15 protein-coding genes and 1 tRNA gene are annotated in these 13,265 nt (G+C 60.2%); 8 read left to right on the forward strand and 8 right to left on the reverse strand.

Features of this window, described 5'->3' with window-relative positions; all coding sequences use genetic code 11:
* Nucleotides 1-193: 193 nt before the first annotated feature.
* Nucleotides 194-484, reverse strand: coding sequence for a hypothetical protein (locus E3374_RS14570; protein WP_136689690.1), 291 nt, complete (start codon nucleotides 482-484; stop codon nucleotides 194-196).
* Between the two features lie 49 nt (nucleotides 485-533).
* On the opposite strand from E3374_RS14570, the gene E3374_RS14575 reads away from it, so the two are divergent.
* The gene (locus E3374_RS14575; RefSeq protein WP_136689691.1) at nucleotides 534-860 is read left to right on the forward strand and encodes a hypothetical protein; all 327 of its coding nucleotides are present in this window, start codon (nucleotides 534-536) and stop codon (nucleotides 858-860) included.
* A 529-nt stretch (nucleotides 861-1,389) separates the two neighbouring features.
* The gene (locus tag E3374_RS14580) at nucleotides 1,390-2,400 is read left to right on the forward strand and encodes a DUF368 domain-containing protein (RefSeq protein WP_136689692.1); all 1,011 of its coding nucleotides are present in this window, start codon (nucleotides 1,390-1,392) and stop codon (nucleotides 2,398-2,400) included.
* A 274-nt stretch (nucleotides 2,401-2,674) separates the two neighbouring features.
* Here the strand turns inward: E3374_RS14580 and E3374_RS14585 are convergent.
* Together E3374_RS14585 and E3374_RS14590 are read right to left on the reverse strand one after the other, a co-directional pair.
* Nucleotides 2,675-2,747, reverse strand: a tRNA-Arg gene (locus E3374_RS14585).
* A 46-nt stretch (nucleotides 2,748-2,793) separates the two neighbouring features.
* Entirely contained in the window at nucleotides 2,794-3,372 is a 579-nt protein-coding gene (locus E3374_RS14590; RefSeq protein ID WP_136689693.1) for a 2Fe-2S iron-sulfur cluster-binding protein, read from the reverse strand.
* A gap of 308 nt (nucleotides 3,373-3,680) precedes the next feature.
* Here E3374_RS14590 and E3374_RS14595 point away from each other — a divergent pair, with 308 nt between their 5' ends.
* The 3 genes from E3374_RS14595 to E3374_RS14605 all read left to right on the forward strand — a co-directional run bounded on the left by E3374_RS14595 (nucleotide 3,681) and on the right by E3374_RS14605 (nucleotide 6,422).
* The gene (locus E3374_RS14595; protein ID WP_136689694.1) at nucleotides 3,681-4,844 is read left to right on the forward strand and encodes a thiolase domain-containing protein; all 1,164 of its coding nucleotides are present in this window, start codon (nucleotides 3,681-3,683) and stop codon (nucleotides 4,842-4,844) included.
* Nucleotides 4,841-5,227 carry a Zn-ribbon domain-containing OB-fold protein gene (locus E3374_RS14600; protein ID WP_136689695.1) on the forward strand — a complete coding sequence of 129 codons (387 nt, stop codon included), beginning with the start codon at nucleotides 4,841-4,843 and terminating at the stop codon, nucleotides 5,225-5,227. Before E3374_RS14595 ends, E3374_RS14600 begins: the two co-directional genes overlap by 4 nt.
* Before the next feature lie 103 nt (nucleotides 5,228-5,330).
* Nucleotides 5,331-6,422, forward strand: a complete 1,092-nt coding sequence (locus tag E3374_RS14605) for an aminopeptidase (RefSeq protein WP_136689696.1) — start codon at nucleotides 5,331-5,333, stop codon at nucleotides 6,420-6,422.
* On the opposite strand, the gene E3374_RS14610 is transcribed toward E3374_RS14605, so the two are convergent.
* From E3374_RS14610 to ilvD, 3 genes are all read right to left on the reverse strand, one after another.
* Nucleotides 6,419-6,706 (reverse strand): type II toxin-antitoxin system RelE family toxin, encoded by a 288-nt coding sequence (locus E3374_RS14610; protein WP_136689697.1) that lies wholly within the window; start codon nucleotides 6,704-6,706, stop codon nucleotides 6,419-6,421. The genes E3374_RS14605 and E3374_RS14610 overlap by 4 nt on opposite strands.
* Nucleotides 6,696-6,992 (reverse strand): ribbon-helix-helix domain-containing protein, encoded by a 297-nt coding sequence (locus E3374_RS14615; RefSeq protein ID WP_136689698.1) that lies wholly within the window; start codon nucleotides 6,990-6,992, stop codon nucleotides 6,696-6,698. Before E3374_RS14615 ends, E3374_RS14610 begins: the two co-directional genes overlap by 11 nt.
* A 118-nt stretch (nucleotides 6,993-7,110) precedes the next feature.
* On the reverse strand, nucleotides 7,111-8,853 hold the full coding sequence (gene ilvD / locus E3374_RS14620; RefSeq protein WP_136689699.1) for a dihydroxy-acid dehydratase: 1,743 nt from the start codon (nucleotides 8,851-8,853) through the stop codon (nucleotides 7,111-7,113).
* Nucleotides 8,854-9,060: 207 nt separating this feature from the next.
* Between ilvD and E3374_RS14625 the strand changes: the two genes are divergently transcribed.
* The 3 genes from E3374_RS14625 to E3374_RS14635 are packed head-to-tail and all read left to right on the forward strand — an operon-like array spanning nucleotide 9,061 to nucleotide 11,119.
* Nucleotides 9,061-10,038 (forward strand): alpha/beta fold hydrolase, encoded by a 978-nt coding sequence (locus E3374_RS14625; RefSeq protein ID WP_169051871.1) that lies wholly within the window; start codon nucleotides 9,061-9,063, stop codon nucleotides 10,036-10,038.
* Nucleotides 10,035-10,640 (forward strand): TetR/AcrR family transcriptional regulator, encoded by a 606-nt coding sequence (locus E3374_RS14630; protein WP_136689701.1) that lies wholly within the window; start codon nucleotides 10,035-10,037, stop codon nucleotides 10,638-10,640. The genes E3374_RS14625 and E3374_RS14630 overlap by 4 nt, the downstream gene beginning before the upstream one ends.
* On the forward strand, nucleotides 10,637-11,119 hold the full coding sequence (locus E3374_RS14635) for an SRPBCC family protein (RefSeq protein ID WP_136689702.1): 483 nt from the start codon (nucleotides 10,637-10,639) through the stop codon (nucleotides 11,117-11,119). Before E3374_RS14630 ends, E3374_RS14635 begins: the two co-directional genes overlap by 4 nt.
* Nucleotides 11,120-11,142: 23 nt before the next feature.
* Here E3374_RS14635 and E3374_RS14640 read toward each other — a convergent pair whose 3' ends face one another.
* Complete coding sequence (locus E3374_RS14640; RefSeq protein WP_136689703.1) at nucleotides 11,143-12,609, reverse strand: MATE family efflux transporter; 1,467 nt, start codon at nucleotides 12,607-12,609, stop codon at nucleotides 11,143-11,145.
* Nucleotides 12,606-13,190 (reverse strand): TetR/AcrR family transcriptional regulator, encoded by a 585-nt coding sequence (locus E3374_RS14645; RefSeq protein WP_136689704.1) that lies wholly within the window; start codon nucleotides 13,188-13,190, stop codon nucleotides 12,606-12,608. The genes E3374_RS14640 and E3374_RS14645 overlap by 4 nt, the downstream gene beginning before the upstream one ends.
* Nucleotides 13,191-13,265 lie beyond the last annotated feature (75 nt).

The raw sequence follows: 13,265 nt of genomic DNA on the forward strand, positions 1-13,265 counted from the left end.
ACTTCGTTCGGCTGTGCGGGCTGCGACTGCCAGGATTCAAATTCCCCGATGGCACATTTGCTGCTCGCGGATTGCTCGCAGCAAAATGTTACGGGCGCGAAGGGGTCTCGTTTGACTGTCGAACGGATCGTCCTGTAGGGCATGAGACGATTGAATTCGAGTAGTTGAAAATACCAACAACTGAACTGAACTATCAGTCCAGTGCACCAAGGTGAGTAGCTGCCTCACGTACAATCTGCTCGACGGTATCCGCTGCTAGTTGGCCTTCTATCTCGTGAATATCGGCGTGTTTGATCGTAACGAGGATCCAGGGATTGACGTAGCTCTCGCGGGGAAGTCCGCCACTCGTGAAGTCCGTGTCGGCGAGTGGAATCGCTGCTGAGCGTCGTGTCGCCGTGACGACCGCATAGACGGCTTCTTCGTCACGAAGGGGCGGCGTTTCTGTACTCCAGCAGGCGTAGAATACCCGAAACGAGACAGACATATTGGATGATATAGCAACATATAGATGTATAGTGTTTTCATTTGTGGATATGGAAAGACGAACTGTTTTGGAAGCCATTGGGGCGGGAGGAATCGGCATGTTAGCGAACACTGTCGCGGCTAAGCCTGGGGGGAAAGAGAATCCTAAGAATACCAGACAAGTTACTGCACAATCAGAAACTAGCGAGGAATCAAGTGTCGTAACGAAGAAACAAGAGGTGACAGCAAAAGATGCGCGACAATATGTATCAAATATCCCAAACAATTTGGCGGATTCATTAAAGAGGGACAATCTAGTTGAGCATAGCCAAAACAATATTGGATATCATCAAATGTCTGATGGTCGTCTACGAGGAGGAATTGAAAATATCAAATAAAGTATTCTGATGGGGTTCTGCATGAGAACGTTCTCATACATAAAGAAACTCCAGATGAAGGCCATCTAACCCTCATGATGCCTGTTGATGATAGGGAGCCAAAAGCATTTTACAAACCAAAAGATGAGTCAAAGACCGTCCGCTACGACGCATCAGGACGTCGTCAAGTGGAAGAAGAGGAGTCAGTAACTACATCAGGAAGTTGTCACACTCGCAGATGTTACAAATGGTGCCATGCCTGTTTTGCTTGTTGTCCAGACGTGCATGTTCTTCGTCCGTGTCCAGGTTGTTGGATACCAGGAGAATGCAAAGTAATTGATGAACGGTGCAATGCGCCATTCTGCGAAGGAAAGTGTTCAGGGGAGACATAAGACAGTGACCCTAAGCGGATAGGAGAAAGGCTAAATTGACGTTGTCAATCGCTCTATCAGAGATTATTTATATAATCTAAGAATAGAATCCACAAATATTCAAACCCCCTCTGTTGAACCAGAGATAATATAACTATGTAGATAACAGTGTTTCAATGATGCCACCGAGTGAACGTTCTTCCACGGATATGGAAACTGGTATAGATAGTTCATCTATACTTCGAAGATCTACTAAGATATTTACTATAGGACTGCTTATGGGGAGTGCCGACGCAGTTCCCGGTATTTCCGGTGGAACAGTTGCACTTATTTCAGGAATCTACGGACGTCTAATCACAGCTGTCACAGCGATCACTCCTCCTCGATTTTTTGATTTACTACGAGCAGTACTTCCACTAGGTACTGGCATTTCAAGACAACGTGCTAGTGAACTTCTCAAAGAGTTTGATGCGGGGTTCGTCGCTACTTTGCTCACAGGAATCGCAACAGCTGTTGTGATTGTGGGGATAATTATTGAGTACGTAGTGGCACGTGCCCCTGTACTGCTCTTTGGGTTCTTTTTCGGTCTCATCGCTGCTTCCGCAGTAATTCTCTGGCGAGAACTCACAATGAGGACAATTGGTCACTGGCTGGCAGCATTCGTTGGATTCTCTCTTGCATTCGGACTTTCTGGTGGTGTGCAGCTGCTTGAAGGCGGGAGTCTTGTGGTTGTTTTTATTGCAGGCGCGTTCGCAGTGAGCGCGATGATCCTCCCTGGAATTTCAGGCTCTCTTCTGTTGATTATCCTCGGTCAGTACCTCTCGATGTACGAGTCACTCAACAGTTTCTTGGACGGGATCAGCGGGTTGGTTACTGGTGGTGAATTTGAAGCGATCATCGCTCCCGGACGCGAAGTTTTTACGTTTCTTTTTGGCGGTTTGATTGGTCTGTTTACTGTTGCACGCCTCATCCGAAGACTGCTCAATAAGAATCGAGAAGCAACATTGGCATTTCTGGTTGCTCTCGTCTTCGGAGCACTACGAGCACCGATTTCGGAGATTTCTAATATCAAGGATGTGACTTGGACAATGGCAACGGTCGTGGAGTTCGGTGGATTAGCGTTCGTAGGGACAATGCTAGTACTCATTCTCAATTGGTATGCGTTAGATATTGACTTCGGCAGCTTGTGAGTAACTAACTTCTACAATTCACCGTCCTGGAATCAACAATTCCTGTTAGGATAATTCGCAGGTTCAGTGAGCAACTGGTTCAATATCTCCGGCACGAAAGAAAAAAGCCGCCGAGCTGCATGGAACCGCTGTATCTTGCACAGACCTTCTGACAGGCCGCAAACGATTTGAACCACGCGAACACGGTCGCCTCGTTTCACTCGGCGCTGCGTGTTCTCCACTTCAAATCCCTTCGATAACGCTGACAGTGCTCACTGTCGTTCGCACAGAACAGCGGGCGCGAAGGGATTTGAACCCCTGACCTCTTGGTCCGGAACCAAGTACTCTGTCCACTGAGCTACGCGCCCTCACGTGATCGTTTTCCAGGGACGGATAAAACGGTTGTGAACTGAGTCAGGGCGTCTCGCTGGTCTCGATCGTGAACTCGCCCGTCGGGTAGGCCGTACAGGTCAGACAGTACCCCTTCTCCAGTTCATCGTCGCTCAGGGTGTCGTTGTTGGAGTGACGGATGAACTCGTCGGCGTCCCCGTCCTCGATATGCCCGCCACAGGAGAGACACTGCCCCTGCCGACAGGAATAGGGCAGATCCCAATCCTCGTCCTCGCCGGCTTCGAGGATCGTCTCGTTGTTGGCGACCTCGATCGTCTCCCCCTCCTTCGCGAACTCGATCTCGTAGTGTTCGACCTCGTCCTCGGGAATGGACTCGGGATCGAACCCCTCTGCTTCCTCAGTTTCCTCGCCCTCGGCGAGTTCGCCCTCCGCCCCTTCGGCCGGCAGGGCAGCCCCACCACCGCCGATCGATCGGTTCATCGGTTCCGGGAAGTCCGTCTCCGGTACCGCTGCCGCGCGGCGTTCGAGCAACTCCGCAGAGATGTCCTCTGTGGGTTCCCAACCCGTTCCACTGACGTAATGCAACAGGAGGGCAACGATCGTGAACCCGGCGCCCAGGACGACGCCAAGTGTCTGAACCATGTTGTCGCCGGGTACGGAACATGGGTTTAATTAGCTGTTGTTTGTCCCAATTCGGCCCGGTAGGCATCGTGTCCTCCGAGAGTGATCGTACGATCGTCTACTTTGAATTCGACGAATGACGAATACCTTCGGACCTGGTAGGGTCCACCGTCTTGACGGTAGCAATCGACGGGACGGGACTCAGACGACACAGGGGTCCTGCCGAAACGACCGTCGGTCGATCTCTCGGAGACGGGATTTTCGACGCGTGTCGGACTCAAGATATATCTGCCAGTAGACCGACGGCCCACGTGGAGGATCATCTACAAATGTCCACACCGATCGCAGGGGTAGGGATGACGAAGTTCGGCGAGATGCCAGACCGGACGGGCCGGGACCTGTTCGCCGAGGCCGGCGAGACGGCAATCGAGGACGCCGGCATCGACCGCGAGGAGATCGACGCCCTCTATCTCGGCAACTTCATGGGCGAACTTTCCGAGCGCCAGGGCCACATGGGGCCACTGATGGCGAAGATGCTCGGACTGGACGTGCCCGCGACGCGCGTCGAGAGTGCCTGTGCTTCCGGCGGAATGGCCGTCCGACAGGGGATCCACGCCATCCGCGCTGGATCAGCCGACGTCGTCCTCGTCGGCGGCGTCGAGCGGATGCACAACATGGGGACGACGGGTGCGACCGGCGGGCTCTCGGTCGCTGCCGACGACCTCTGGGAGATCAAACAAGGGATCACCTTCCCCGGCGCGTACGCGCTGATGGCTCAACGGTACTTCGCCACCCACGGCGGCGACCGTGAAGACCTCGCTCACGTCGCGGTCAAGAACCATGCGAACGCCGCGAACAACCCGCTGGCGCAGTACCAGTCGGAGATCAGCGTCGAGAAAGTCCTCGATGCCTTCCCGGTGGCCGATCCGCTCGGACTCTTTGACGCCAGTCCGATCACGGACGGTGCGGCCGCGGCACTCCTCGTCAGCGAGGAATACGCCGCCGAACACGATCTGGACACCCCGGTCTCGATCAGCGGGACCGGCCAGGGGACCGACGACCTCGCGCTACAGCATCGCGAGTCGCTGACCTGGACGCCCGCGACGGCCGACGCCGCCGAGGAGGCATACGCCGACGCCGGGATCGACGCCGAAGACGTCGACTTCCTCGAGGTCCACGACTGCTTCACGATCGCCGAAGTCCTCGCGCTGGAGGGCCTCGGTCTGTACGATCGCGGCGAGGCGATCACCGCCGCCCGCGAGGGTGAAACGACAGTGGACGGCGAGTTGCCGGTCAACCTCTCGGGCGGGCTGAAAGCCAAGGGCCACCCGGTCGGCGCGACGGGACTCGCCCAGATCAGCGAGATGACGAAGCTCTTCCGCGGCGATCACGTCAATAGCGACGCCGTCGAAAATGCAGAAGTCGGATTGACGCACAACGCCGGTGGCACGGTCGCCTCTGCTGTCGTTCACGTTCTGGAGGTGGAACAATGAGCGACGAGGAAGTCCGTGACGATGGATACGACGACTTCATGGATGCCCTGGAGGAGGGTGAGCCCTACTACGTCGAGTGTGCCAACGGCCACGCCTCCCTCCCGCCACGGCGTCTCTGTCCCGAATGTGCCAGCGACGACCTTGAGGAGGCACCGCTTCCGGAAACGGGCGAACTGCTGACCTACAACGTCACGCACGTCCCGACGCCGGCTTTCGAGGACGACGTGCCCTTCGTGCTCGGGATCGCCGAGTTCGGCGACGTGCGTCTGACCGGTCAGGTTCGAGCCGACAGTGAAGACGTCGAAGTCGGCGACAGCGTTTCCTTCGGAACCGACATCAGTGAGACGAACGGCGAACGGTACATCGCTTTCGACCTCGCCTGAGCCGTCACCGTCGACTTCGTCACGGTACTCTCGTAGCGAACTTCGCTGCACGCTCGATATCGAACTTCGCCGCCGTTTTCTTTTTGCCGCGCGGTTGTCGTATATGGACGAGCGCATCAGGGAACACGCCGAGATTCTGGTCGACTGGAGTGCGCAGATTGCGGCTGGCGACGACGTCGTTCTCTCGGTCGACGAAGGGGCACACGAACTGGCCGTGGCGGTCGCCGAGGTACTCGGCGACCGCGGCGCGAACCTCGTGAGCGTCTATCGATCCGACGAGATCCAGCGCGCGTATCTCCGGGCACACGACGGCGACTTCGACACCGATCCCGAGTACGAACGCGCGCTCTATGAGAACGCCGACAGCGTGCTGGTGCTGGGTGGGACGCGAAACACGGCCGGGACGGCAGACGTATCCGACGACCGCCAGCAGGCGTTCGCCCGCGCCAGAAGGGGAATCCGTGAAGGTCGACTGGCGACCGACTGGGTCAAAACGCTGCACCCGACCCGCGCGCTCGCCCAGCAGGCCGGGATGGCTTTCGAGGAATTCCGGAACTTCGTCTACGACGCCACGCTGCGGGACTGGCAATCCCTGGCCGAGGAGATGGACCGACTCAAGACGATTCTCGACGACGGCAGCGAGGTCCACATCGACGCCCCTGGCACTGATCTTTCGCTCTCGATCGAGGGCCGCACGGCGGTCAACAGTGCCGCGTCAGTGGCCGACGACTCACACAACCTGCCCAGTGGCGAGGTCTTCACCGCGCCCGCCGACGCCGAGGGCGAAGTCACCTTCGACGTGCCGATGACGGTCCGCGGGAAGACGCTGCGAGATGTCCACCTCGTTTTCGAGGACGGCGAAGTCGTCGAGTGTGCGGCCGCAGCCGGCGAGGAGACCCTCGACGCGCTGTTGAACACTGACGGCGGTGCCCGCCGACTCGGGGAACTCGGAATCGGCATGAACCGCGGGATCGACCGCTACACCGACAACATCCTCTTTGACGAGAAAATGGCCGAGACCGTCCACCTGGCGCTGGGACGCGCCTACGACGCCTGCCTACCGGATGGGGAAGCGGGGAACGACAGTGCGATCCACGTCGATCTGATCGCCGATACGAGCGAGGACGCCACGCTTTCGGTCGACGGCGAAGTGATTCAGCGTAACGGCGTCTTCCGGTGGGAAGACAGTTTCTAGTCGTCGTCAGCCGTGTACACGCCGCTTCGATGTTCGATCCGATGGATTTCGAGAACTGACGACTCTCGATCGAGTACGCAGGCGAGGCGGTACTGACCGACACGGAGTTTCGAGAACGGCCCGCCAGTCAACGGTTCCAGGAATTCGTCGGGATCACGCCATGCAGCGTCGACGACCTCGTCGAGTTTCGAGACGATCCGATCCTGCACGTGTGAATCGAGCTTGTCGAACTGATCGGCGGCCTGCTGTGTGAACGCCCAGGTCCAGTCACCGTCACTCGGCATCGTCTTCCCGGCCCATCATCGCACGCACCTCGTCCCGTGAGACGAGTTCCGCGTCTCCGGATCGCAACTCGTGTTCGCTCGCCGCGATCTGTTGCCATCCCTCCCGGGAGAACGCCGGATGTTTCACCGCATCGCGAGCGGCATACCGAAGAAACTCGCTACGGGAGTTGAACCCCTGCTCTTTCCAGGTCGCGTCGATGTCTTCGAGGAACGCCTCGCTGAGCCGGAGGTTGATCTGTACCGTCTCCGGTTCGTCGTCGCCGGGCGCGGCACTCGCGTTGGACATATACGTATGCTTTACGCTAGTGTATAGTAAGTCTTCGGTACATTTCGAAACGGGGGCTGAGATGGCAACACAGGGAAGGTATCCAGCGAAACGGCGTTTTGAGGTGAGAAGAAAGCGTCTAGTCGTCAGCGCTGGTCGCGTCAGTCGTCTTGTCCGGCACCTGGATCGAGGGTGTCGGCAAGTCGGGCACTTCAAGCACGCCACCGGTCGCTGCACTCGTCGCCAACGCAGCGAAGCGCTCTAAATTCCCGGTCGCGTCGATTTCCGGCGGTTCCCACTCAGCTGCCCGCTCGGCCAACTCCTCGTCGGAGACCTCCAGTGAAAGCACGCCCTTGTCAACATCGATCCGGATGGTGTCACCCTCTTCGACCAAGGCGATCGGGCCACCCGCGGCCGCCTCGGGACTGGCGTGGCCAATCGCCGCGCCGCGGGTCCCGCCGGAGAAGCGCCCGTCGGTCAAGAGTGCGACCTCGCCCGAGAGGCGTGGCGAACCGCTGATTTTCGAGGTCGGTTCGAGCATCTCGGGCATGCCCGGCCCGCCCTTCGGCCCCTCGTAGCGGATGACGACGAAGTCACCGGGTTCGATCGCGCCCTCGTCGTAGGCATCGAGCATGGCCTGCTGTGATTCGAAGACTCGCGCCCGCCCTTCGAACTGGTGCATGTCTTCGTCCATCGCACCGGACTTGACGACTGCCCCCTCAGGCGCGAGATTCCCGCGCAGGACGGAGAGGCCCCCTTCCTCGTGGACGGGATCGTCCCGTGGCTGGATGACTTCACCCGGTTCGTCGCCTTCCTCCATACGCACGCCGATCGTTTTCTCGTCGACAGTGGGACGGTCGAGATGAAGCAAGTCGTCGATCCGTTTGTAGAGCGCGGGCAGACCACCGTCGTCCCGGAGATGTTCCATCCGCCAGGGGCCGGCGGGACTCATGTGCGCGAGGTGGGGCGTCCGCTCGGCGATCTCCTCGAAGTCGGTGAGCGTGATGTCGAGCCCTGCCTCCTGGGCGATGGCGGGGATGTGCAACATCGTGTTCGTCGAGCCCCCCAAAGCCAGGTCGACGGCGACGGCGTTCTCGAAGGCCTCCCGCGTCAGGAAGTCGGAGGGACGGACGTCCTTCTGGACGAGATCGAGGATTTGCCGGCCGCTTTCGCGGGCGATCTCGAACTTCCGGTCGTCGGTCGCGCCGTGGGTGGCACACTCAGTCCAGGAGAGCCCCAGCGTCTCGGTGACGCAGGCCATCGTGTTCGCGGTGAACATCCCCGCACACGAACCCTCGCCGGGACAGGCCGAACATTCGAGTTCGTAGAGTTCATCGTCGGTCATCTCGCCTTCCTCGTACTGGCTGACGCCCTCGAAGACGTCCACGAGGTCGGCGGGCTCGTCCTCGAACTCACCGGCGGCCATGTGTCCGCCGGTGACGACGATCGCCGGGATGTCCAACCGGGCGATAGCCATGAGCATCCCGGGAACGATCTTGTCACAGGAGGCCAGCGCGACGATCCCGTCGAACTGGTGGGCGTTTGCCATCAGTTCGACGGAGTCGGCGATGACTTCCCGGGAGGGCAACGAGGACCGCATGCCCTCGTGGCCCATCGCGATCCCGTCGTCGACGGCGATGGTATTGAATTCGAGCGGTGTCCCGCCGGCTTCCCTGACGCCTTCCTTGACGTACTCGGCGAGTTCGTCGAGATGGACGTGACCGGGAACGATCTCGTTCCAGGAGTTGGCGATCCCGATGTGTGGGTTGTGGATCTCCTCGTCGCTCAATCCGGCAGCACGAAACAGCGAGCGGTGGGGCGCCCGGTCGGCCCCCTCGGTGACCTCCGCACTCCGGAGGTCCTCTTTCGGTGAATCGGCCATTCTACGGAGAGATGGGGCGTTCCAGTGGGAGTAGGTTTCGGTTCAACGCCGAGATATCGTCCATCGAAAAGCGTGCTTTGCTGTCGATATCACAGCTGGTCTGGGCTGAGACGGTTGTCGAAGCGTTCGATACTGCCCGACAGTCTCCGAGCGGGGCGAATCATATGAACAAAAAATATTTCTATTCATACGTTCAAAATGGGCGTAGTGGCAGGAATCATTCACCGGTCGGTCGATAGAGCCCAGGGCCACCTCGCAGCCCGACTTTTGCCGGAGGCGTCTATCGACTCGACTACAGAGGACCTCGAACAGTTCACAGAGCGATCGCCCCGGGATGTCCATCCCGAGACGGTCGAACCGGCACCACTGTCCTTCGGGGCGTCGAGCGGACGGTTCCGGACGACCCGCACGCAGTTTCAGTTCCCATCGCCACTGTCGACTGCTGACTGTAACGAGACGGTCGTCGGACAGCGGTGGACGCGACCAGGTGCCGGCGATTCCAAGACGGCAGTCGTGATGCTGCATGGCGCCTGGGCGAGTGGGTTCTGGGCCGAACGAGTCCTGGCCGGGCCGTTGCTGGATGCCGGCGCGGACGTGTTCGTAATGGCCCATCCCTATCACATGGAGCGGGCTCCTCCGGAATCCGACTATTCGGGCCAGCAACTCTTTTCGGGAGACGTTCCCCGAGCGATCGAGGGGGTTATCCAGTCGACGGCTGATGCGCGAGCACTGGTCGGCGCGCTTCGCGAGCAGGGATACGACCACATCGGCGTGAGTGGGATCAGTCTCGGTGGGAACGTCGCTGCCCAGACGCTCGCGCTCGCCGACGTGGATCAAGTCGTGCTGACGATTCCCGGTGTGGACCTCTTCGAGACGATGTGTGAATCACCGATGGCGGCTCTCCTTCGAGACGAAGCCATCGAGCATCGGTTTCCCGAGGAGCGGCTCAGACAGGCCTTCGAGGTCATCACGCCGATCGAATTCGACGACCTCGCCACCGACCCGGATAACGTTCTGGCACTGTATGGACGGTACGACGAGATCGCACCGCCGGGTCCAGTTCGACGATTGTCCGAAAAGTGGGGATTCCGAACGCGGGCATTCGATCGCGGACATCGAACGATCGCGCTGGACATGCTTTCCCTGCGAACGGCCTATGCGAGTTGGCTACTGGAGGAACCATGAGTCCGTTCACCGAGGATGACCGCGATCGGCTCCGTGAGGCGTTGATCGAAGCCGGCCGGGATCGGTTCAGCCGGTACGGACTCCGGAAGACCACGATCGGAGAACTCACCGACGATGTCGGTATCGCTCAGGGAACGTTCTATCAGTTCTTCGACTCCAAGGCGGAACTCTATCTGGCAGTCATCGAACGCGAGGCCGAACGGGTATTCGACCCGCTCGTCGAGAACACGCTCGGTGCGGTCGACGATCCGGAGCGCGCTCTCGAAGCGTTTCTTCGGGGCATGCTCGAAGCGATCGAGACGAACGATCTCGCCCGCTCGCTGCTCACCCAGGACGAATACGCACTGCTCCGCCGGAAACTCCCGGCCAAGGCGATCGAGGAGCGCCGATCGAGCAGCGTCGAGCGGTTCTTATCGCACATCATTCAGTGGCAAGAACAGGGAGTGCTCCCGGACGAGCATCCGGAAACCATTGCGAACGCGATCAGATCGGTTGCCTTCCTTGCGCTCCATCGCGAGGAGATCGGCGAGGACTACGAGGCTGCCCGGGACGTGTTGATCCGGAGTGTCGCCGCCGGCCTGACCCGGGAGGACCAGTCGTGATAGTTCTCGAAGATTCGATCGAGATCAGGGCGTCGTCGAGGGATATGTTCGCCTTCGCAGCGAATCTTGACGACAATTATCTGGTCATGTCCGACGATCACATCCACTTCGAATCGCTATCCGGCGATCCCGTCACCGAGGGATCAGTGTTCTGTCAGTACGAGTGGTTCGGGGACCGGCTCATCGGCGGAAAATATCGGGTGAAGACGGTCGTGCCGAACCGTCGACTGGTGTACGAAGTGGCGTTTCCGCGGTCGATTCTGGGCGGTCAGCTGGGATTTTCGATCGAACCGACCGAGGCGGGGATCGTGTTGACCGAACGCCTCGAGCTCGGGCGGTCGATTCCCGTTGTCAGCCCGGTCGTCGATCGCTTTCTCACCATAGTGCTGGATTCGACGATAGACCGTCTTCAGGACCACCAACACGACGGATTGAGAAACATCAAGCGGGCACTCGAAACTGATTCGTTCAGTCGGTGACTGATCTCACGATGAGCGACCGGTCAATCGTCGCTCGCGGCCGGCCCGGGATCGACGGCATCGTCCGGTGGCTCCGGCGTCGAACGCACGTCGCCCTCCCGCCAGGTCCCCCGGCGGTACCACAGCCAGGCGATGACGGCGCCGGCGACGTTCGAGACGAGGAACCCGATCCAGATGCCCCGGACACCCAGCCAGGACTGGGAAGCGATGTAAGCCACCGGCAGGCGGATGACGCCCAGGGTCAGCACGGCGATGGCGGCGGCAACCAGCGTCTTGCCGGCCCCACGGAAGCTCCCCGAGAAGGCCCGCAGGACACCGATGAAGCCGAAGGTAAGCGCCGTGTAGCGCATGAACTCCACGCCGATGGCGGTCACTTCAGCACTGGGTGACAGCGGCGCGACGATCGGTTCGGGAACGAGGAAGATGAGCAGGCCGAGGACCGACAGGATGACGAACATCGCCTTGGCGGCCGCCCGGGCGGCCATCCCGGCCCGCTCGGGTTTGCCGGCGCCGATGTTCTGACCGGTCATCGTCTCGACCCCCCGGCCGACCGCGATCGCCGGCAGGAAGATCACCGAGAACACCCGCGTCCCGATGCCGAACGCGGCGACGACCGGGTCGGAGAACAACCCGACGACGATCAACATTGCATTGACCGATAGCGCCCGGCCGGTCGACTCGACACTGGCCGGGAGTCCGACCTTGAGCAGCGTCCGCAGGTAGCCCAGGTTCGGCACCATCGACCGGAGGTCGACCCGTATGCCGCGGCGACCCGAGAACATGATCGCCAGTCCGACCACCGTCGCGAGGCCGCGGGAGAACACTGTCGCGATCGCTGCACCCTGGATACCCAGCTCCGGAAAGGCGATCGTCCCCACGATGGGCGCATTATCAACCAGGGGCCAGCCGTAGATGAGGAACGGATCCAGGGCGATGTTCAGCACGACCGTCCCGAACATCACGATCATGGGCGTGATCGTGTCGCCGGATCCTCGCATCAGCGCGATGAACACGAAGAAGCCGAACATGAACGGCAGTCCCAGCGCGATGACCTGCATGTAGGCCCGCGCACCCGGCAGGACGCTCGGCGAGGCACCCAACAAGTCGATCAGCGGTCCCACGACGGGATAGGCCAGCAGGCCCAACAGTGCCGAGCCGCCGATCGCCCAGGCGACCGTCTGGGAGGCCGCGTACCGCGCCTGGTCGCGCTCTTCGGCGCCGAAGTGCTGGGCGACCAGGACGCTCCCGGCGACCGACAGCCCCATCCCGAAGGAGATGAGCAGGAACACCATCGGGAACGCGAAGGTGATCCCCGCGACTGCGTCGGTCCCGCCCTCGCCCGCGATCCCGGAAAGCCAGAAGGTGTCCGCGATGTTGTAGGCCACCTGGAGCAGGTTGGTGATGACGATCGGCAACGAGAGGTAGAAAAGCGGCTTGACGATACTTCCTTCCGTCAATTCCAGTTCCGACTGGCCCTTGAAGAGGTTCACGCGTCACCCTCCGGCGTCCAGCCGAGGCGTGCTTCCAGGAAGTCCTCGACGACGGCACGGGTCTCGCTGGGACCCTCGCCGAGAGCGACCTCCCGTACGTGGCCCCCGTTGATAGCAGTGACGACGAACCGGGCGACAGTCCCGGGATCGGTCTCCGCGAAGACGCCCGAGGCGGTCCCCTCGCTGACGGTCGTCTCGATCTCCTCGCGCATACGCCCGTCCATGCGGCGGAACCGATCCCGATATGTCTCCTGGTAGGGCGCCTGGGACTTCAATTCCATAAGCGCGACGGCAAACGCCCCGGATCCCTTCTCGGCGGGCGTAAACACTGCCTCCAGGAAGGCAGACAACCGCTCGGACGGACCATCGGGATCGGTCGCCAGCCGCTCCTCGAAGTCCTCGATCAGGTGGTCGAGAAAGGCGTTGAGCAACTCCTCTTTCGTGTCGAAGTGATAGTGGATCGCGGCCGTCGACAGCGACGACTCCGCGGCGATGTCCTTGATTGTCAGCTCCGCGTAGCCATGTTCGCAAAGCGCGCGCCCGGTCGCGTCCAGGATCTCTCCCGGTGTCTCCGAATCCATCTCGACGGACGTACCGACTGGTCAGTTAAGTCCCTTACTAACCAGTCAGTAAGTGCCGACGAACTGAAGAGCACT

It is taken from the genome of Halorhabdus amylolytica (assembly GCF_004944975.1).
Classification (GTDB): Archaea; Halobacteriota; Halobacteria; order Halobacteriales; family Haloarculaceae; genus Halorhabdus; species Halorhabdus amylolytica.